This is a genomic window from Lentzea sp. HUAS12 (assembly GCF_024125735.1).
GTDB classification, from domain to species: domain Bacteria; phylum Actinomycetota; class Actinomycetes; order Mycobacteriales; family Pseudonocardiaceae; genus Lentzea; species Lentzea albida.
Genome location: NZ_CP099738.1, coordinates 7,239,261 through 7,257,560 on the forward strand (window position 1 = coordinate 7,239,261; position 18,300 = coordinate 7,257,560).

19 protein-coding genes and 1 riboswitch are annotated in these 18,300 nt (G+C 69.8%); of the genes, 13 read left to right on the forward strand and 6 right to left on the reverse strand.

The genetic code is table 11. The features are described 5' to 3' along the window. Nucleotides 1-137: 137 nt before the first annotated feature. From dnaJ to ND450_RS33525, 3 genes are read left to right on the forward strand one after another with little or no spacing between them, the layout of a single operon-like run. Nucleotides 138-1,301 (forward strand): molecular chaperone DnaJ, encoded by a 1,164-nt coding sequence (gene dnaJ, locus ND450_RS33515; protein ID WP_089918563.1) that lies wholly within the window; start codon nt 138-140, stop codon nt 1,299-1,301. 5 nt (nt 1,302-1,306) lie between these two features. Further along, on the forward strand, nt 1,307-1,735 hold the full coding sequence (locus ND450_RS33520; protein ID WP_089919078.1) for a heat shock protein transcriptional repressor HspR: 429 nt from the start codon (nt 1,307-1,309) through the stop codon (nt 1,733-1,735). Next, nucleotides 1,732-2,235: a hypothetical protein gene (locus ND450_RS33525; protein WP_253322331.1), complete on the forward strand. Its 504-nt coding sequence runs from the start codon at nt 1,732-1,734 to the stop codon at nt 2,233-2,235. Before ND450_RS33520 ends, ND450_RS33525 begins: the two co-directional genes overlap by 4 nt. On the opposite strand, the gene ND450_RS33530 is transcribed toward ND450_RS33525, so the two are convergent. Next, entirely contained in the window at nt 2,217-3,116 is a 900-nt protein-coding gene (locus tag ND450_RS33530; protein WP_253322332.1) for an SDR family oxidoreductase, read from the reverse strand. The genes ND450_RS33525 and ND450_RS33530 overlap by 19 nt on opposite strands. A gap of 85 nt (nt 3,117-3,201) precedes the next feature. Here ND450_RS33530 and ND450_RS33535 point away from each other — a divergent pair, with 85 nt between their 5' ends. Continuing rightward, nucleotides 3,202-3,777: a TetR/AcrR family transcriptional regulator gene (locus tag ND450_RS33535; RefSeq protein WP_253322333.1), complete on the forward strand. Its 576-nt coding sequence runs from the start codon at nt 3,202-3,204 to the stop codon at nt 3,775-3,777. Here the strand turns inward: ND450_RS33535 and glyA are convergent. Continuing rightward, nucleotides 3,760-4,977: a serine hydroxymethyltransferase gene (gene glyA, locus ND450_RS33540; protein WP_253322334.1), complete on the reverse strand. Its 1,218-nt coding sequence runs from the start codon at nt 4,975-4,977 to the stop codon at nt 3,760-3,762. The genes ND450_RS33535 and glyA overlap by 18 nt on opposite strands. 13 nt (nt 4,978-4,990) lie before the next feature. Beyond that, a riboswitch (ZMP/ZTP riboswitch) is annotated at nt 4,991-5,075 on the reverse strand. Nucleotides 5,076-5,081: 6 nt separating this feature from the next. Continuing rightward, nucleotides 5,082-6,185, reverse strand: a complete 1,104-nt coding sequence (locus tag ND450_RS33545) for an FAD-binding oxidoreductase (RefSeq protein WP_089918571.1) — start codon at nt 6,183-6,185, stop codon at nt 5,082-5,084. Nucleotides 6,186-6,517: 332 nt separating this feature from the next. On the opposite strand from ND450_RS33545, the gene ND450_RS33550 reads away from it, so the two are divergent. Further along, nucleotides 6,518-7,135, forward strand: a complete 618-nt coding sequence (locus ND450_RS33550; RefSeq protein ID WP_342717527.1) for a pyridoxamine 5'-phosphate oxidase family protein — start codon at nt 6,518-6,520, stop codon at nt 7,133-7,135. 215 nt (nt 7,136-7,350) lie between these two features. Beyond that, nucleotides 7,351-9,027: an MDR family MFS transporter gene (locus ND450_RS33555; protein ID WP_371927470.1), complete on the forward strand. Its 1,677-nt coding sequence runs from the start codon at nt 7,351-7,353 to the stop codon at nt 9,025-9,027. Here the strand turns inward: ND450_RS33555 and ND450_RS33560 are convergent. Then, entirely contained in the window at nt 8,925-9,308 is a 384-nt protein-coding gene (locus ND450_RS33560; protein WP_089918577.1) for a VOC family protein, read from the reverse strand. The genes ND450_RS33555 and ND450_RS33560 overlap by 103 nt on opposite strands. Nucleotides 9,309-9,434: 126 nt before the next feature. Here ND450_RS33560 and clpB point away from each other — a divergent pair, with 126 nt between their 5' ends. From clpB to ND450_RS33595, 7 genes are all read left to right on the forward strand, one after another. Next, the gene (gene clpB / locus ND450_RS33565) at nt 9,435-12,017 is read left to right on the forward strand and encodes an ATP-dependent chaperone ClpB (protein ID WP_253322336.1); all 2,583 of its coding nucleotides are present in this window, start codon (nt 9,435-9,437) and stop codon (nt 12,015-12,017) included. Nucleotides 12,018-12,269: 252 nt separating this feature from the next. Continuing rightward, a complete protein-coding gene (locus ND450_RS33570) occupies nt 12,270-13,007 on the forward strand; it encodes a hypothetical protein (protein WP_253322337.1) in 738 nt (245 codons plus the stop codon). 43 nt (nt 13,008-13,050) lie between these two features. Next, nucleotides 13,051-13,824, forward strand: coding sequence for an SDR family oxidoreductase (locus ND450_RS33575; RefSeq protein ID WP_253322338.1), 774 nt, complete (start codon nt 13,051-13,053; stop codon nt 13,822-13,824). 43 nt (nt 13,825-13,867) lie between these two features. Beyond that, a complete protein-coding gene (gene pyrE / locus ND450_RS33580; protein WP_253328071.1) occupies nt 13,868-14,416 on the forward strand; it encodes an orotate phosphoribosyltransferase in 549 nt (182 codons plus the stop codon). 59 nt (nt 14,417-14,475) lie between these two features. Then, a complete protein-coding gene (locus ND450_RS33585) occupies nt 14,476-14,844 on the forward strand; it encodes a DUF2784 domain-containing protein (RefSeq protein ID WP_253322339.1) in 369 nt (122 codons plus the stop codon). After that, nucleotides 14,804-15,481, forward strand: coding sequence for an RNA methyltransferase (locus ND450_RS33590; protein WP_253322340.1), 678 nt, complete (start codon nt 14,804-14,806; stop codon nt 15,479-15,481). Before ND450_RS33585 ends, ND450_RS33590 begins: the two co-directional genes overlap by 41 nt. Before the next feature lie 25 nt (nt 15,482-15,506). Further along, nucleotides 15,507-16,604 carry a glycoside hydrolase family 76 protein gene (locus tag ND450_RS33595; RefSeq protein ID WP_253322341.1) on the forward strand — a complete coding sequence of 366 codons (1,098 nt, stop codon included), beginning with the start codon at nt 15,507-15,509 and terminating at the stop codon, nt 16,602-16,604. Here ND450_RS33595 and ND450_RS33600 read toward each other — a convergent pair. Together ND450_RS33600 and ND450_RS33605 are read right to left on the reverse strand one after the other, a co-directional pair. Further along, on the reverse strand, nt 16,594-17,325 hold the full coding sequence (locus ND450_RS33600; RefSeq protein WP_253322342.1) for a sugar phosphate isomerase/epimerase: 732 nt from the start codon (nt 17,323-17,325) through the stop codon (nt 16,594-16,596). The genes ND450_RS33595 and ND450_RS33600 overlap by 11 nt on opposite strands. Then, on the reverse strand, nt 17,319-18,293 hold the full coding sequence (locus ND450_RS33605; protein WP_089918598.1) for a LacI family DNA-binding transcriptional regulator: 975 nt from the start codon (nt 18,291-18,293) through the stop codon (nt 17,319-17,321). Before ND450_RS33605 ends, ND450_RS33600 begins: the two co-directional genes overlap by 7 nt. Nucleotides 18,294-18,300: the final 7 nt, after the last annotated feature.

Below are 18,300 nucleotides of genomic sequence, written 5' to 3' on the forward strand. Positions count from 1 at the left end.
CGCCTCGCGGCACCGGCCCCACGTCCACGGCCGAACCAGGACGAGGACGCGGGGCCGGCACCGCGACGCACCCGTCTGAACACCGAAACACGAGGCAAGGCTGCCGGTCACGGCACAGGGAAAGGAGGAGACGTCCGGTGAGTCAGAGGGACTGGATCGAAAAGGACTTCTACCGCGAGCTGGGCGTCTCCTCAGAGGCGACCGCGGACGAGATCAAGAAGTCGTACCGCAAGCTCGCCCGCGAGCTGCACCCCGACGCGAACCCCGGTGACGCCAAGGCCGAGGCCCGCTTCAAGGCGGTCTCCGAGGCTTACGGCGTCCTGTCGGACCCGGCCAAGCGCAAGCAGTACGACGAGGCCCGCCGCCTGTTCGCGGGCGGCGGCGGTTTCCCGGGCTCCGGTGGCTTCGGCTCCGGCGGCTTCGACGTCAACGACCTGTTCGGCCGTGCCGCGCAGGGCACCGGTGGCGGAGGCCTGGGCGACCTGCTCGGCGGCCTGTTCAACCGGCGCGGTGGCGCGTCGCCGGGTTCGGCCACGAGGCCGCGTCGTGGTGAGGACGTCGAGACCGACGTCCGCATCGACTTCACCGAGGCGGTGCAGGGGGCGACGGTGCCGTTGCGCCTGTCGTCGCCCGCCGCCTGCACGACCTGCAACGGCTCCGGTGCCAAGCCCGGCACCACGCCGCACACCTGCGCGACGTGTTCGGGCTCCGGCCTGGTCACGCGCTCGCAGGGCGCGTTCGCGTTCAGCGAGCCGTGCCGCGACTGCCGTGGCACGGGCAAGATCATCGACGACCCGTGCCCCGAGTGCGGTGGCGACGGCGTCAGCACCCGCACCCGCACGCTGACCGTGCGGATCCCGTCGGGTGTCGACGACGGCCAGCGCATCCGCCTTGCGGGACAAGGCGAACCGGGGCGCAACGGTGGTCCGAACGGCGATCTGTTCGTGCGCGTGCACGTCAACCCGCACAGCGTGTTCGGCCGTCAGGGCAACGACCTGACGCTGACCGCGCCGATGACCTTCCCCGAGCTCGCGCTCGGAACGACGTTGACCGTGCCGACGCTCGACGGCAAGGTGACCTTGAAGGTGCCTGCGGGCACGTCCTCCGGGCGGGTGCTGCGGGCGCGGGGCAAGGGGATCACGAAGCGGGACGGGACCGCGGGCGATCTCCTGATCACCCTGGAGGTCGCCGTGCCGAACAACCTGTCGTCGGAGGCCCGCAAGGCCCTCCAGGCGTACGCCGACGTGACGACCGACCACGACCCGCGCGGTGACCTGAACGCACTCCTTGAAGGGCGGTGAGTTCGGTGGGTTTTCCGTTCCCTCCCGGGACTGATGAAGACACGCCGTTCTTCGTGATCTCGGTGGCGGCCCAGCTGTCGGGCCTGCACGCCCAGACCCTGCGGTCCTACGACCGGATGGGCCTGGTGTCGCCGGGCCGCACGTCCGGTGGCGGCCGCCGCTACTCGATGCGCGACATCGTGCTGCTGCGCGAGGTCCAGCGCCTCTCGCAGGACGAGGGCGTCAACCTCGCCGGCATCAAGCGGATCATCGACCTGGAGAACCAGGTCGACGCCCTGCGCTCCCGCGTGGCCGAGCTCCAGCAGGAGCTCGCGCAGGCGTTGGCGGCAGCCGACTCCACGGCCGCCGCCGTGCACGCCTCCTACCGGCGCGACCTCGTGCCGATCCGGCAGGAGACCGCGCTCGTCGTGTGGAAGCCGAAGCCCCGCAAGTGATCGAGCGCCTGTACGAGGTCTTCGCGACGCCGCGTCCGCGCGTGGTCGAGTTCTGCGACCACTGCGTGGACGCGGCGAACGTCGCGCCGTTCACCACGGTTCCGTTGCGCCACTTGACTTCCGAACAGGTCGGGAAGTTCTGGCTGAAATCGGGGACGATCGGCGACGAGAACTTCGTGCGCTACCTGCTCCCGCGCGTGGTGGAGCTGATCGCACTCGGTGAGCTGGAGGCGGACTTCTTCTGGCTCCGGCTCGTCGCCGAGGCGTACGAGAAGGGCGACCCGCGCGAACAGGCGGCCCTGCGCGAGTACTTCCTCGCCACGCCGATCGCGTTGGCCGGACTCGTGCGCGAGGGTCCGAAGGACGGACCGCTCACCGAGTGGAGCCGCACGCCGGAAACGCTGGCCGTGCTGGAACGAGCGGCACTGAGCGAGCCCGATCCCGGTGGCGTGCTCTCCGACGCGCACGCGGAACTCGAAGCTCACCTCTCGTCGAAGTAGAACCCGGCTTCCAGGTCTTCCAGGAGGCCGGGTTCCTGCGGTTCCCAGCCCAGCAACGACTTCGTGCGCTCGGCCGAGGTCGGCGCGTCCCGCGAGACCATGAACGCGAGCGGGCCGAAGTGCTCCTGCGCCCGTTCCTCCGGGATGCCCTCGACCGGCACGCCCAGCTTCCGGCCGATGACCTCGGCGATCTCCCTCATGGTGATGGCCTCCTCGTCCACCCCGTGCAGCACCGAGCCCGCCGGCGCCTTCTCGGCCGCGAGCCGGTAGAGCCGTGCCGCGTCCCGCGTGTGCCCGGCGGACCAGCGGTTCGAGCCGTCGCCGGGGTAGCCGGAAACGCCGGTGGCGCGGGCGGTTCTGATCAGGATCGGGATGAAGCCGGCCGTGTCCAGTTCACTGTGGACGGTCGGCGGCAGCACGACGACCGAACCGCGGACGCCCTGCGCGTCGATGATCGCGTTGCGCGCGGCGCCCCGCGGACCCTCGCTGGAGATCCGCTCCTCCTCGGTGGCCGTGCGGCCGAGGCCGGAGTAGACCAGCGTGCCCGCCGTGCCGACCAGCGCCTTGCCGGTGCCCGCCAGTTCGTCGAGGAACGCGCGGACCACGGCGAGGTCGGCGTCCGAGGCGCCCTGGTAGTCGCCCGCGTACATCTGCTCGTGCTTGAACGCCAGGTGGATCACGGCGTCCGCCTCGGCGGCGCCCTTGCGCAGCCCGTCGAGGTCGTCGAGGTCACCGCGCTGGACGGTGACGCCCTGGGCCTCGAGCTTGGCGGCGGACGCGTCCGAGCGGGCCAGCCCGACGACCTCGTGCCCTGCCCCCAGCAGTTCCGGCACCAGCGCTGAACCGACGTGGCCGCTGGCACCCGTGACGAAGACCTTCATGTGCCTGTCCTTCGAAGTGATGGGACTTGGTCTCATCAACCGTAGCAGAGTGATGGGACTTAGTCTCGTCACTTATGATGGGCGCATGGCTCGATGGGAACCGGACGCGCGGGAGCGGTTGGTGCGCGCCGCGCTCGACCTGTTCAGCGAGCAGGGGTACGAGAACACGGCGGTGGCGCAGATCGCCGAGCGCGCGGGGCTCACGAAGAGCACGTTCTTCCGGCACTTCCGCGACAAGCGGGAGGTGCTGTTCGGCGGTCAGGAGGTGCTGGCCGAGCTGATGAGCGGCGCGATCGCCGGTACTCCTGCCGGGGCGGGGCCGCTGGTGGCGGTCGAGGCGGCCTTGGTGGCGACGGCGAGGACGTTCACGGACGAGCGCCGGGCGCACGGGCCGCAGCGGCTGGCGGTGATCGAGGGCAACGACGAGCTGCGCGAACGGGCCGCCTTGAAGATGGTCGGGTTCGCCGTCGCGATGACGGACGCGCTGAAGCGGCGCGGGGTGCCGGAACTGGAGGCGGCCGTGGCCGCCGAGCTGGGCGTGCTGGCGTTCGACCGCGGGTACGGGCACTGGCTGGAGGCCGGCGGGGACTTCGGCGAGATCGCCCGCCGGACGCTCCGTGACGTGCGGGAGGCCGCGGCCTCCCTACAGCGAGCCGAGTAGCTCCTCGACCTCGGCGGCGATGCGGTCCAGCGCCTGGTCGTCGTCGTGCGCGGTGATCGCGCGGTCCATCCAGTCCGCGATCAACGGCATCTGCGCGGGCTTGAGGCCGCGGGTGGTGACGCCCGGCGTGCCGAGCCGGATGCCGGACGGGTCGAACGGCTTGCGCGTGTCGAACGGGACGGCGTTGTAGTTCAGCTCGATGCCCGCCCGGTCGAGCGCCTGCGCGGCCGGCTTGCCGCCGATCAGCTTCGACGTCAGGTCGATCAGCACCAGGTGGTTGTCCGTGCCGCCGGAGACCAGGTCGAAGCCGCGTTCGAGCAACGCCTCCGCGAGCGCCTGCGCGTTCGCGACGATCGTGTGCGCGTACTCGCGGAACTCCGGCGTGGCCGCTTCCTTGAGCGCCACCGCGATCGCGGCGGTCGTGTGGTTGTGCGGACCGCCCTGCAGACCGGGGAAGACGGCGCGGTCGATCGCCTTCGCGTGGGCGGCGTCGGTGAGGATCATGGCGCCGCGCGGGCCCCGGAGCGTCTTGTGCGTGGTCGTGGTGATCACCGGCGCGTGCCCGACCGGCGACGGGTGCGCACCGCCCGCGACCAGGCCCGCGATGTGCGCGATGTCGGCGACCAGGAGCGCGCCGACCTCGTTCGCGATGTCGGCGAACGCGGGGAAGTCGATGGTGCGCGGGATCGCCGTGCCACCGCAGAAGATCACCTTCGGGCGCTCGACCTGGGCGAGCGTGCGGACCTCGTCCATGTCGACGCGGCCGGTCTCCTTGCGGACCTCGTACTGGACGCTGCGGAACCACTTGCCGGTGGCGGAGACGCTCCAGCCGTGCGTGAGGTGGCCGCCCATCGGCAGCGACATGCCCATCACGGTGTCGCCCGGCTGCAGGAACGCCAGGTAGACGGCGAGGTTCGCCGGGGAGCCCGAGTACGGCTGGACGTTCGCGTGGTCGACGCCGAAGAGCGCTTTCGCGCGGTCCTGCGCCAGCAGCTCGACCTGGTCGATGACCTGCTGGCCCTCGTAGTAGCGCTTTCCGGGGTAGCCCTCGGAGTACTTGTTCGTCAGCACCGAGCCTGTTGCCTCGAGCACGGCGGGCGAGACGTCGTTCTCGGACGCGATCATGCGCAGCTTGCTGGCCTGACGGCGTTCCTCGGCCTGGATGAGGGTGGCGATCTCGGGATCGACTTCGCGCAGCACGGCATCACTCCGTGCCGGGCACCCAGGCGTTCGGTGCGCTCGGCCGTCGCTTCCCGGTGGTCAGTTCCACCCTCGGCACGCCAGTCGCTTTCGACGTGCCGAGTTTAGTCCAGGGTGAACGGGTCGTACTTGATCCGGTCGAGCGGCGTTCCGGCGACCAGCATGCGGGACACCGTGGACCTGATCATGGCCGGGCTGCCGCAGACCAGGACGTCGCGGTCCTCCCACGCGCCGTAGCGGGTGACCACGTCGGCGAGGCTGCCCTGCTCGACACCCCGGACGCCGGGGTCCGACTCCAGCACCGGCACGACCGTGAGCCACGGGTTCGTGGTCGCGATGCGCTGCAGGTTGTCGAGGTCGTAGAGGTCCTCGCGGGTGCGGCCGCCGTAGAACAGGTGCACGCGCGGGTTCTCGCCGTACTGCGCCATCTCGTCGATGATCGCGTGCATCGGCGCGACACCCGTGCCACCGGCCACCATCAGGATGTCGGTCCCGGCCGTGCGGTCGACCGAGAGACGTCCCATGGGCGGTCCGATGCGCCACGTGTCACCGGCCTGCGTGTGGCCGACCACCGAGCGCGACACCCATCCGCCGTCCACGGACCGGATGTGGAACTCGATGACGCCGTCCTCGCGCGGTGCGTTCGCCGGCGAGAAGTACCGCCACAGGCGCTTGCGCTGCGGGGTCTCCACGCTGACGTACTGGCCGGCCTTGTAGTTGACCGGGTGGTCCGGCTGCAGCCGCACGACGGCGAGGTCCCACGAGACGCGCTGGTGGTCCAGCACCGTCGCGTGCCAGTACGCGGGCCCGTTGTCGGCGTCGGCCGCCTCCTGCATCGCCCTGGCCATGAGGGTGTAGGCCTCGGCCCACGCCATCTCGACCTTGGGCGTCCAGGCGGCGCCGGAGAACTTCTTCACCGCGGACAGCAGTGCCGTCCCCACCGCCTCGTAGTGGACGTTGATGACACCGAACTTGCGGTGGTCACGACCCAGCTGACGCAGGAAGGGGATGAGGTCGTCCGGGCGGTCGACCATCTGCACCACGTGCACGAGGGCGCGCAGCAGGCGGCTGCGTTGCACCTCCATGTTCGCGGGGAACATCTCGCGTGTGGCGGGCGAGAGCGAGAAGAGCATGCCGTAGAAGAACTTCGCCACTTCTTCGGCGTGCGGTTCCACCACCGCGAAGCTCTCCCGGATCATGCGCACCATCGCGGTGACGCCGGGCGGGGGCTCTCGGTGTGGCGGGGTTGGGATGGGGCTCAGCACAGCGTTCGCAGTCATGGTCCGCGCGCAGTCTCCACGTTCTCATTAGGGCGTTCTGGTGCGCCGGGTAGGGCGCGGTAGTTCCTCGTCAAGCATCCGTCCCCCGACAGGGTGGACAGTAACCCCTGTTCGAGCTGTTTGACTCCTTGATGCCACCTTCGAGCGAAGCATGGTCACTCTAGGTGAGTAGTTGTTACCGCAACAGTGTGAATGTGAGGGTCCGTCTGTACCGGGTTGCGTGCTTGCGTGCTTGGGTTGGCCGCGTGTCCCTGCCTGACTTGACTGAAACCACCTCACCCGACCGTGTCGAACTGCCTGGCTCACGGGGTGAGCACTACCTCCAATGTGCCCTGGAGACGTCCGATCGCGCCAGGCGCTTCTACTCGGATCAGGTCCTCGACCACCTCAACCCCGCGATGGCCGAGTTCGTCGGCCGGATGGAGATGGCGTTCATCTCGACCGCGGACGCGGACGGTGAGTGCGACTCCTCCCTGCGTGCGGGGCCTGCCGGGTTCCTCCGGGTGGTCGACTCGCGGACCGTCGTCTACCCCGAGTACCGGGGGAACGGGGTGATGGCGTCTCTCGGCAACATCATGGAGAACCCGCACATCGGCATGCTGATGCTGGACTTCACCGAGGACCTGATCGGGCTGCACGTGAACGGTCGTGCCCGGATCGCCCCTCGGGAGGAGTTCGAGGAGTTCGCCGGGGAGGACCGGCGGATCGAGCGGTGGGTCGTGGTGTCCGTGGAGGAGGCCTACATCCACTGCCGCAAGCACATCCCCCGGATGATCCCCGTGGACCGGATCCGGGACTGGGGGACGGATGACGTGAAGCGCAAGGGCGGCGACTTCTTCGAGGTGAAGGCCGGGAAGAAGGTCGCTGCGGAGGGCTGACCCACCGCTCGCGGGAGTGGGCACCCTCCGGCCCGGTCACCGCTCCTGCCGCCCTGTCGAGCCCCGCTTCCGGCCTCGCCCGGACTCCGGCTCCCGTTCCGGCCTGCCTCCAGCGCCCTGCCCCACCCTGGGTGTGACCCATCAGCCACCGATTTAGTTGGCGTAGCTAACTATCTCCAGATATAGTTGTATGACATCAACTAATTACTGGAGGTGTGCCGGTTTTGAGTCGGCCCTCGTCGCATCGGGAGATCCTCGAAGCGCTTTCTGGCATCTGGGTGGCGCTGCTGGTCGCCATTCTCAGTTCCACCATCGTCTCGAACGCTCTCCCGACGATCCTCGCCGAGCTCAAGGGCACGCAGACCCAGTACACGTGGGTCATCACGTCGATGTTGCTCGCGTCCACGGCCAGCACGCCGCTGTGGGGCAAGCTCGCGGACCTGTTCGACAAGAAGAAGCTGCTCGAGACGGCGATCGTGCTGTTCGTCGTCGGTTCCGTGCTGTCGGGCTTCAGCCAGAACATGGAGCAGCTCATCGGGTTCCGGGTCGTCCAGGGACTGGGGCTGGGCGGTGTGCAGGCGCTGGGGCAGGTCGTCGTCGGCGCGCTGCTGAGCCCGCGTGAGCGCGGCAAGTACAGCGGCTACACCGGCATGGTGATCTCCGCCGGCACCGTGGGCGGGCCGCTGGTCGGCGGGTTCCTCGTCGACTGGCCCGGGTGGCGGTGGTGCTTCTTCGTCTGCGTGCCGTTGGCGCTGGTGGCGCTGGCCGTGCTGCACAAGACGCTGCACCTGCCGGTCAAGAAGCAGCACGTGAAGATCGACTACCTCGGTGCCACGCTGATCACCGGTGGCGTGAGCCTGGTGCTGATGTGGGTCTCGTTCGCCGGCAAGGACTTCGCGTGGATCAGCGCGGAGAGCGCGCTGTTCGTCGGCGGTGCGCTGCTGGCGCTGGTGGGGGCCTACTTCGTGGAGCGGCGGGCTTCGGCGCCGGTCATCCCGCTGCGCCTGTTCAAGAACCGGACCGTGGTGCTCGCGATGCTCGGTGGTGTCGCGGTCGGCACCGCCATGTTCGGGGCCTCGGTGTTCATGGGGCAGTACTTCCAGATCGCCCGCGGGTTCTCGCCGACCAAGGCCGGGTTGCTGACCGTGCCGCTGGTCCTGGGGCTGAGCGTCTCGTCGACGGTGAGCGGGCAGCTCATCGCGAAGAGCGGCCGGTGGAAGAGCTACCTGGTCTGGGGTTCGTTCTCGCTGGTCGCCGGGCTCGCGTTGCTCGGGACGATCGACCACACGACGAACCTCGTGCTGATGGGGGCCTACCTGGCGCTGGTCGGTGTCGGGGTGGGGCTCACCATGCAGAACCTGGTGCTGGCCGTGCAGAACGGCGTCGGGATGGCCGATCTCGGGGCGGCCAGCTCCACGGCCACGTTCCTGCGGTCGCTGGGCGGGACGGCGGGCGTCTCGGTGCTCGGGGCCGTGCTCGCGGCCCATGTGAGCACGACGACGCTCGACGCCGGCTCCCTCTCCCCGGCGGTGCGGGCCTCCTACGGTGACGCGATGGGCGAGCTGTTCCTCATCGCCGCCGGGCTCGCCGTGTTCACGGTCGTCGCGGTGCTGCTGATCAAGGAACAGCCGCTGCGGGACTCCGTGGACGACGAAGTTGTCACTCCAACGGGTTCTGGTGCACAGACGGTCGCGACTGAGCTCGACTCACCTGTGGATACTGACCAGCGGATTGTGGACAACTCCGCACCTGCTGTGGACAAGCTGTTGGTGCTTTCGAGTGACGCTGGTCAGGACGTCGCGGCTCGTTCGGCTGCGCTGCGTTCCACGCAGAACTCGTTGCCCTCCGGGTCGCGCAGGGTGACCCAGCCGGTGCCGTCCGGCCTGCGCTGATCGTCGAAGACCGTCGCGCCGATGCCCACCAGGCGTTCCACCTCCTCGTCGCGGGTGGCGTCGGTGGGCTGCAGGTCGAGGTGCAGGCGGTTCTTGAGCTCCTTGCCCTCGGGCACGTTGATGAACAGGTAGCGGATGCCGTTCGGCATCTCGATCAGCGACTCCGGGTCGCCGGGGTTGTCGTCGGGGTGCAGCGGCAGGCCCAGGACCTGGCTCCACCACGAGGCGAGCGCGTACGAGTCGCGCGTGTCGATCGTGATGCTGTGGATGATGGACGTCATGAGCTGATCTTGGCCTAGTCCGGGCTGTGATCTGAGCCGTTTTCAGGGTTGAGCGGAACAGACTCAACTTTTCTGACGTTGTGCGGGATGATGGTCCATGCTGGAGGCTGACCACGAGGTGGAGGAATGGACGCTTTCAACCCGACGACCAAGACGCAGCAGGCCGTGTCCGCGGCGGTGCAGGCCGCCACGCTGAACGGGAACCCCGACGTGGGCTCCGTGCACCTGCTCAGTGCACTGCTGGCGCAGACGGACGGGTTGACCGCGCCGTTGCTCGAGGCGGTGGGCGCCGACCCGGCGCAGGTGCGCAAGGAACTGGAGCAGCTCTCGCGCTCGTTGCCGAGCGCCTCCGGTTCGACCGTCTCCGCCCCGCAGCTCTCGCGCGACGCCGTGCGGGTGATCGGCAAGGCGCAGGAGCTGGCGACCGAGATGGGCGACGAGTACGTGTCGACCGAGCACCTGCTGGTGGGGCTCGCGCAGCACGGTGGCCAGGTGGCCGACCTGCTGCGGCGGCACGGCGCGACCCCGGACGCGCTGACCGAGGCCTTCGCGAAGGTGCGCGGGTCGGCGCGGGTGACGTCGGCCGATCCCGAGGGCACTTACAAGGCGCTGGAGAAGTACGGCGTCGACCTGACCGAACGTGCGCGCAAGGGCGAGCTCGACCCCGTGATCGGCCGTGACGCCGAGATCCGCCGGGTCGTGCAGGTGCTGTCCCGGCGCACCAAGAACAACCCCGTGCTGATCGGCGAGCCCGGAGTCGGCAAGACGGCGATCGTCGAGGGCCTGGCGCAGCGCGTCGTGGCCGGTGACGTGCCGGAGTCGTTGCGCGGCAAGAAGGTCGTGTCGCTCGACCTCGGCTCGATGGTCGCGGGCGCCAAGTACCGCGGTGAGTTCGAGGAGCGGCTCAAGGCCGTGCTCAAGGAGATCACCGACTCGGCCGGGCAGGTCATCACGTTCATCGACGAGCTGCACACGATCGTCGGTGCGGGCGCGACCGGTGAGTCGGCGATGGACGCCGGCAACATGATCAAGCCGATGCTCGCCCGCGGTGAACTGCGCATGGTCGGTGCCACGACCCTGGACGAGTACCGCGAGCACATCGAGAAGGACGCCGCCCTGGAGCGCCGCTTCCAGCAGGTGCTGGTCGGCGAACCGTCGGTGGAGGACACTGTCGGCATCCTGCGCGGCCTCAAGGAGCGCTACGAGGTGCACCACGGCGTGCGCATCACCGACGCCGCTCTCGTCGCCGCCTCGACGCTGTCCGACCGCTACATCACCGCGCGCTTCCTGCCGGACAAGGCCATCGACCTGGTCGACGAGGCCGCGTCCCGGCTGCGCATGGAGATCGACTCCCGGCCCGTCGAGATCGACACGGTCGAACGCGCCGTGCGCCGCCTCGAGATCGAGGAGATGGCGCTCGCCAAGGAGTCCGACGCGGCGTCGGTCGAACGGCTGCACGCCCTGCGCGCCGAGCTCGCGGAGAAGCGCGAGGAGCTCTCCGCGCTGACGGCCCGCTGGCAGAACGAGAAGGGCTCCATCGACCGCGTGCGCGGCCTGAAGGAGCAGCTGGAGTCGTTGCGCGGCGAGTCCGAACGGGCCGAGCGCGACGGCGACCTCGGCCGTGCGGCCGAGCTGAGGTACGGCCGGATCCCCGAGCTGGAGAAGGAACTCGCGGTCGCCGCGGAGTCCACACAGGACGCCGCGATGCTCAAGGAGGAGGTCGGCCCGGACGACGTCGCGGACGTGGTGTCGGCGTGGACCGGCATCCCCGCGGGCAGGCTGCTGGAGGGCGAGACCGCCAAGCTGCTGCGCATGGAGGAGGAACTGGGCCGCCGCGTCGTGGGCCAGGCCGAGGCCGTGCGCGTCGTGTCGGACGCGGTGCGCAGGACGCGCGCCGGAGTCGCCGACCCGGACCGCCCGACGGGCTCGTTCCTGTTCCTCGGCCCCACCGGCGTCGGCAAGACGGAGCTCGCGAAGGCGCTGGCGTCGTTCCTGTTCGACGACGAGCGGGCGATGATCCGCATCGACATGAGCGAGTACTCCGAGAAGCACTCGGTGGCCCGCCTGGTCGGCGCGCCTCCCGGTTACGTCGGCTACGACCAGGGCGGCCAGCTCACCGAGTCGGTCCGCCGCCGCCCGTACTCGGTCGTGCTGCTGGACGAGGTCGAGAAGGCGCACCCGGACGTGTTCGACGTGCTGCTGCAGGTCCTCGACGACGGCCGCCTGACCGACGGCCAGGGCCGCACGGTCGACTTCCGCAACACGATCCTGGTGCTCACGTCGAACCTGGGTTCGCAGAACATCGTGAACCCGACGCTGACCGACGCCGAGCGCAAGGACGCCGTGCTCGCGGTGGTGCAGCGGCACTTCAAGCCGGAGTTCCTGAACCGGCTGGACGACGTCGTGGTGTTCCACGCGCTCGCCACCGAGGAACTGACGTCCATCGTGGACATCCAGATCGCCCGGCTGGCTGGTCGGCTGGCGGCCCGTCGCCTGACGCTGGACGTCACGGCCTCGGCGCGCGACTGGCTGGCGCTGAACGGCTTCGACCCGATCTACGGGGCCCGGCCGCTGCGGCGGCTGGTGCAGTCGGCGATCGGCGACCAGCTCGCGAAGGAGCTGCTGGCCGGCGAGGTGCGGGACGGCGACACGGTGCGGGTCGACGTGCTGGACGACAACAGCGGTCTGATCGTGGGCCGCGCGGCGTGACGTTCGTGAGGTTCTGAGCCAGCCGACTGCGGTCGGCGGTGTGAGGGGGATCCGTGCGGGTCCCCCTCACGTGCGCTTTCGCGTTGAAGCTCCTCCGGGTGCCGCCGATGCCGGCAACAGGCGAGATCCGCCGCGCGGCGGGCGACGCGAGCCGCCTGGCGTCGGCCTTCTTGACCTGAGGAAAGGCACGTCCCGGTCACGACGCGCGGAAGTGATCTTCGTTCCACGCCTCCGACCCACTAGGCTCCCCCTGTGGGCATACCGGCGTGGGTCTGGTTCACCGTCGCCGCGGTGGCGGGCGTGGCGGGGTTCGCCCTGCTCGCGACCGACCGGGCGCAACGAACCGCGCGTAATCGTGAACGGCGCCGTTGGGCTGCCCTGCGCGGCTGGCAGTTCGAGGAGACAGACCACGTGCTGCCGACCCGGTGGGAAGCCGGGGCCATCGCGTACTACGGCACGGGGCTCGCCCGTGACGTCGTCGCTGGCTCCACCTTCACCGCGGACGGCCGCAGGCAGGTCTACGTCCTCGACCACGAGACCGGCGGCAAGGTGAACTCCGTGCTCGTCGGCGTGCGCTGCCGCCGATCGCTGTCGGTGGTGATCGAGCTGTGGCTGTCGACCGTGCCGTTCCAGCGCGACAACGAGAAGATGCCGATGCCCGACCTGCTCGGGCCGGTGGGGTCGCGGTACGCGTTCGTGACGGACGTGCCGGCCGCTCGCAAGGTCATCACGCCCGACCTGATCGACGCCGCCGAGGAGATCGGTGGCGACGTCACGGTCGTCTGGATGGAGAACGACTGGGTGCTGGCCGCCGCGCCGCCCAACTCGTCGCCCGCGCGCCTCGAACGGCTGCTGCGCGACGTCGGTGAGCTCGCGGACGTCATCGACCCGTTCGACCCGGACCCCTCCGAGCGCGAGGACGAGCCGGTGGCCGAGGAGGACGAGGGCGGCGAGGTCTACCGCCCGTCGTTCGGCCGCAAGCAGCCCTGACCGACCCCTAACGGCCGCGGTCGCTTTCCGGTTACCGTGCGGTATGCCAACCGCACTGGTGACCGGATCGACCGTCGGGATCGGGGCCGCCTTCGCCCGCAGGCTCGCGGCGGAGGGGTATGACCTCGTGCTGGTCGCGCGCAACGCGCCCGCACTCGAGGAACTCGCGAAGAAGCTGCACGACCGCCACGGCGTGAACGTGGACGTCCTGCCGGCGGACCTGAGCGTCCACGAGGAGCGCCTCAAGGTCGAGGAACGGCTGGCCGGGCAGGCCGTCGACCTGCTGGTCAACAACGCGGGCTTCGCGAACACCGGTGAGTTCTTCGACGCGGACGTCGAGAAGCTGCAGGCCCAGCTCGACGTCAACGTCGCCACGGTGCTGCGCCTGACCAGGGCCGCGCTTCCGGCGATGATCGCGCGCGGCAAGGGTGACGTGGTCAACGTGTCCAGCGTCGCGAGCTTCCTGCCCGGCCGCGGCACCAGCTACAGCGCAGACAAGGCGTGGGTGACGGCGTTCTCCGAGGGCATGTCGCTCGCGACGGAGGGCACCGGTGTGCGGATCATGGCGCTCGCCCCCGGTTTCGTGCGGACCGAGTTCCACAAGCGCGCGAAGATCGACATGTCGAAGACGCCGAACTGGCTCTACGTCGACGCCGACAAGCTCGTGCACGACGGCCTGCGCGACCTCCGCCGCGGCAAGCCGCTGTCGATCCCGGGCGCGCAGTACAAGGCGATCGTGACCGTCTCGAGGCTCCTGCCGCGAGCGGTCGTGCGCAGGATGGCGTCGCGGTTCGCGGGTGGCCGTGGGCGCACCTGACCGGGGTGTGCGAGGCTAGCGACCCGTGCGAACTGAAGTGGTCTTGGACGCGAACGCGAAGTCGGAACTCGCCCGTCTGGTGAGCGAGTTGGCCGTGGTGCACGGCAAGGTGACCCTGTCGAGCGGCAAGGAAGCCGACTACTACGTCGACCTGCGGCGGGCGACGCTGCACCACGCGGCGGCCCCGTTGATCGGCAAGCTGCTGCGGCAGCTCACGTCCGACTGGGACTTCGTCGCGGTCGGCGGTCTCACGCTCGGTGCGGACCCGGTGGCCTACGCGATGATGCACTCCGCCGCGCTCGACGGTGACGTGCTCGACGCGTTCGTCGTGCGCAAGGCGAGCAAGGCTCACGGCATGCAGCGGCAGATCGAGGGCATCGACGTGCGCGGTCAGCGCGTGCTCGCGGTCGAGGACACCTCCACCACGGGCGGTTCGGTGCTCACGGCCGTCACGGCGCTGCGCGAGCACGGGGCCGAGGTGATCGGCGTGGCCACGGTCGTCGACCGGGGCACGGGCGCCAAGGAGGCCATCGAGGCCGAGGGCCTGCAGTACCGCTACCTGCTCGACCTGGACGACCTCGGGCTCGCCTGAGGTTTTGTCGAGAGCGCTTCGAGCCACCCCGTCTTAGTCTGGAGGACGGGGTGGTGCGAATGGCTGGAGTGCTCGCCGAAGCGGTCATGCTGCTGCACTTCGCGGTGCTGGCGTTCCTGCTCGTGGGTGGGTTCCTCGCCTGGCGGTGGCGCTGGGTGATCTACCCGCACCTCGCGCTGGGCGCGTGGGCCGTGCTGAGCATCATCACGCCGACCGTGTGCCCGATCACGGTGTGGGAGAACGACTTCCGCGCGATGGCCGGGATGCCGGTGCTCGAGACCGGGTTCATCGACCACTACATCGACGGCGTCTGGTACCCGGAGAGCGCGTCGGTGCTGGTCCAGCTGGTGCTGGGGACGATCGTGATCGTCTCGTGGATCGGCTTCTATGCTGGCCACCGTGCTGCTCGAAGGCTTTCACGCTGTTAAGCACGCGCTGCGCTTCGGCGCCGACGTGCACCCGTTGATCACGACGGACGTCGCCGCCGCGGTCAGCCTCGCCGAGACGCACGCGCCCGACCTGGTCGAGCGGTTCAGAACCGCCACCGAGGTCGACCAGAACCACTTCAAGCTGCGGGTGGGCCGCACGCACCCGACGGGCGTGGCCGGGTTCGCGGAGCAGCCCGACCTGCCGTTCGACCGGAACGCGCCGGTCGTCCTGCTCGACAACCCGCGCAACCTCGGCAACTTCGGTGCCGCCATCCGGGTGGCCGCCGGCCTCGACGCGGGGGGCGTGATCTCCACCGGTGACGTGGACCCGTGGCACCCGAACGTGCTGCGCGGATCCGCCGGACTGCACTTCGCGTTGCCCGTCGCGAGGGTCACCAACCTCGACTTCGCGGGTGAGCTCATCGCGTTCGACGCGGACGGTGACCTGCTGAAAGGCCCGATCCCGGACGACGCCGTGCTCGCGTTCGGCTCGGAACGCCACGGCATCTCCGACGAGGTGCGCGCGAAGGCGTCCCGGATCGTCCGGCTGCCCATGCGGGAGAGGGTCAGCAGTTACAACCTGACAACTTCTGTCGCCATGGGCCTGTACCACTGGGCGATTCACCGAGCTTCTTGACCGGTCAAGCACGCACCATGATCTGGTGGCGATCGCGAAACTGCTGGCGGCGCGCGCGGGCGTCGCCGAGCGCGCGGTGTACTCGAGGCACCTGCGGCGGGTCTGGGGTGTGCCGGGCACGTTGCTCGGAGCGAGGGCGTGGCCCCCGCTCTTCAAGGACAAGATCCACACGAGCTTCAACTACTGGTGGCAGGCGCACCTGCTGGACTGCCTGATCGACGGCTACCTGCGCTCGCCCAACGAGCTGCGCAAGGCCGCGATCACCAAGGTCGTGCGCGGCATCCGGGTCCGCAACGTCCTGGGTTGGACCAACGACTTCTACGACGACGTCGCGTGGCTCGGCCTCGCCCTGCAACGCGCCCAGAACGACGTCGGCATCGCGAAGCCCAAGGCGCTGAACGCGATCGCGGAGCGGCTGCGCGACGGCTGGACCGACCACGCCGGCGGCGGCATCTGGTGGAAGCGCAACGACGACTTCAAGAACGTCCCCGCGAACGGCCCGGCCGCGATCTTCCTGGCCCGCCAGAACGAACGGACCGACCTCGCGCGCGCACGGTCCATCGTGGACTGGGTCGAGGAGCACCTCATCGACCCCGGCAGCGGTCTCGCGTGGGACGGCCTGCACGTCCACCCCAACGGTGAGATCCGCGAGTACGAGAAGAACATCTTCACGTACTGCCAAGGGGTTCTCATCGGCGCGTGCGTCGAGCTCGCGAAGCACGGCCAGCAGGACAAGTGGCTGGACAAGGCTGCGCGCACGATCACGGCCGTGCACGACGACCTCGCCACCAACGGTGTGATCAAGGGCCAGGGCGGCGGCGACGGAGGCCTGTTCGCGGGCATCCTGACGCGCTACCTCGCCCAGGCCGCGCTGGTCATCCCGGACCTCGACCCCACCAGGGCCGTGACGGCGGACCTCGCCAGGGAACTCGTGGTGCAGTCGGCGGAGGCCGCGTGGACGAACCGGGTGATGGCCGTCAGCGGACCGCTGTTCGGTCCGGAGTGGACGGTTCCGGCCGACGAGAGCGAGGGCCGCGACCTGTCCGTCCAGCTCGGCGGCTGGATGTGCCTGGAGGCGGCCGCCCTGCTCGAGCGGAACGGGCTCGACGTCGCTACTGCCTGAGCCAGCCCAGCAGCGTCTTCGCGTCCTCGCGGAACCGCTCCGGCGAGTCGTCGAGCACGAACTCCAGCAGCACGTTGCGGTCGATGCCGTCGCGCCCCAGCTCCGTCAGCACCGGCTTCCAGAGGTCGCGCCGCCCGGCGAGCGGGAGGCGGTCCTGGAAGCCTCCGGGACCCCACGAGAAGACGTGGACCGTCACCGGTTCCACCGTGCGCACCTCGTGCACGGCGGAGAACACGTCCTGACCGCCGACGGGCTGCCAGTACGACACCACGCCGTCGACCTCGTCGAGCAGCTGCACCGCCGAGTCGAGCGTGTCCGTCAGCGTGTTCGGGTGGTACTCCAGGGCGATCTTCGTGCCCATCGCCTCGGCGTGTTCGACGGCGTGCTGCAACGCCTCGACGACCGGCGCGCGGTCGGGGCACTCCTCCGAGCCGGTCCTGCCCGCCCAGACGCGCACGTACGGCGCGTCCAGTTCGGCCGCCGTCTCCAGGATCGGTGCCAGCTCCGCCCGGTCGGACACGCCCGCGCGGTAGTACGACCCGTAGGCGGCGACCTTCAGACCCGTGTCCAGCGCCTTGCGCGCCGCTGCGAAGTCGCCGGGCGGCACGTGCACGTCGCCGCCCCACTCGACGGCCTGCAGCCCGCACTCCGTCGCGAGCTCACCGATCTCGGAGACCGTGAGCTGCCGGAACGTCACCGAGACGAGCCCGGGGATCAGCATCCGCAGGACTGCCGGTGCATCAGGGAGGGTGCGAGCCGGATCGTCTCCGGGGGCCTCTCCGGGTCGGCGATGCGGGAGAGCAGCAGTTTCACCGCGGTCCGTCCGATCTCCTCGACGGGCTGGGCCAGGGTCGTGAGCGGCGGTTCGATCAACGTCGCCCACTCGACCTCGTCGTAGGCGACGACCGCGAGGTCTGTGCCGAGCTTGAGGCCGCGGGCGCGCATCTCGTGCAGCATGCCGACGGTGACGAGGTGGTCGGCGGCGACGACGGCCGTGGCCGGGTCCTCCTGGTCGAGCAGCGGCGCGAGCCAGCCGCTCTGCGAGACCAGCGCCTCGTCCCACTTCAGGCCCGCGCGGCCGAGACCCAGCCGGTAGCCGAGGATCCGCTCCTCGGTCGTCGCCACGCCCGCCTTGCCGCAGACGATGCCGATCCTCCGGTGCCCCAGTTCCGCGAGGTGCCTGACCAGACCGGACGTGGCCTGGACGTTCTCCGGCCCGACCTGGTCGATGTCCTTCGCGACGGTCAGCCGGTCGACCAGCACCGTCGGTATGTTGAGCCTCTTGAGCTCCGGCAGCACGAGGCTCCCGCCGCCCGCCGAGGGTGTGAGCAGCAACCCGTCGACTCTTCGCGACCGCAGCATTCGAACGGCGGCCTGCTCGGACTCGGGGGTGTCCCTCGTGTCGATCAGCACGAGCGAGTAGCCGCTTCGGGTCGCTTCCGACTCGATGGCGGCGATCAGCTCGGCGAAATACGGGTGCGAGACCAGTGACACGGCCAGGCCCAGCGACTTCGTGCCGCCCATGACCAGCGAACGCGCGATGGCGTCCCCCGTGTACCCGGTCTCGTCGATCGCCTTCTGGACGCGCTCGCGCGTGTCCCCTGCGACCGGCCTCGTCTCGTTGATCACGTGTGACACCGTGGTGATGGAGACCCCCGCGAGAGCCGCGACATCCCGCATGGTGACCATGACCAGG

What these genes read in the sequence shown, in the direction of transcription:
- ND450_RS33530 (WP_253322332.1), bottom strand. Translation starts at nt 3,116, where the DNA reads ATGAAGGTCTTCGTCACGGGTGCCAGCGGCCACGTCGGTTCAGCGCTG.
- ND450_RS33535 (WP_253322333.1), top strand. Translation starts at nt 3,202, where the DNA reads ATGGCTCGATGGGAACCGGACGCGCGGGAGCGGTTGGTGCGCGCCGCG.
- ND450_RS33545 (WP_089918571.1), bottom strand. Translation starts at nt 6,185, where the DNA reads ATGGTGCGCATGATCCGGGAGAGCTTCGCGGTGGTGGAACCGCACGCC.
- ND450_RS33560 (WP_089918577.1), bottom strand. Translation starts at nt 9,308, where the DNA reads ATGACGTCCATCATCCACAGCATCACGATCGACACGCGCGACTCGTAC.
- clpB (WP_253322336.1), top strand. Translation starts at nt 9,435, where the DNA reads ATGGACGCTTTCAACCCGACGACCAAGACGCAGCAGGCCGTGTCCGCG.
- ND450_RS33575 (WP_253322338.1), top strand. Translation starts at nt 13,051, where the DNA reads ATGCCAACCGCACTGGTGACCGGATCGACCGTCGGGATCGGGGCCGCC.
- ND450_RS33585 (WP_253322339.1), top strand. Translation starts at nt 14,476, where the DNA reads ATGGCTGGAGTGCTCGCCGAAGCGGTCATGCTGCTGCACTTCGCGGTG.
- ND450_RS33590 (WP_253322340.1), top strand. Translation starts at nt 14,804, where the DNA reads ATGCTGGCCACCGTGCTGCTCGAAGGCTTTCACGCTGTTAAGCACGCG.
- ND450_RS33600 (WP_253322342.1), bottom strand. Translation starts at nt 17,325, where the DNA reads ATGCTGATCCCCGGGCTCGTCTCGGTGACGTTCCGGCAGCTCACGGTC.
- ND450_RS33605 (WP_089918598.1), bottom strand. Translation starts at nt 18,293, where the DNA reads ATGGTCACCATGCGGGATGTCGCGGCTCTCGCGGGGGTCTCCATCACC.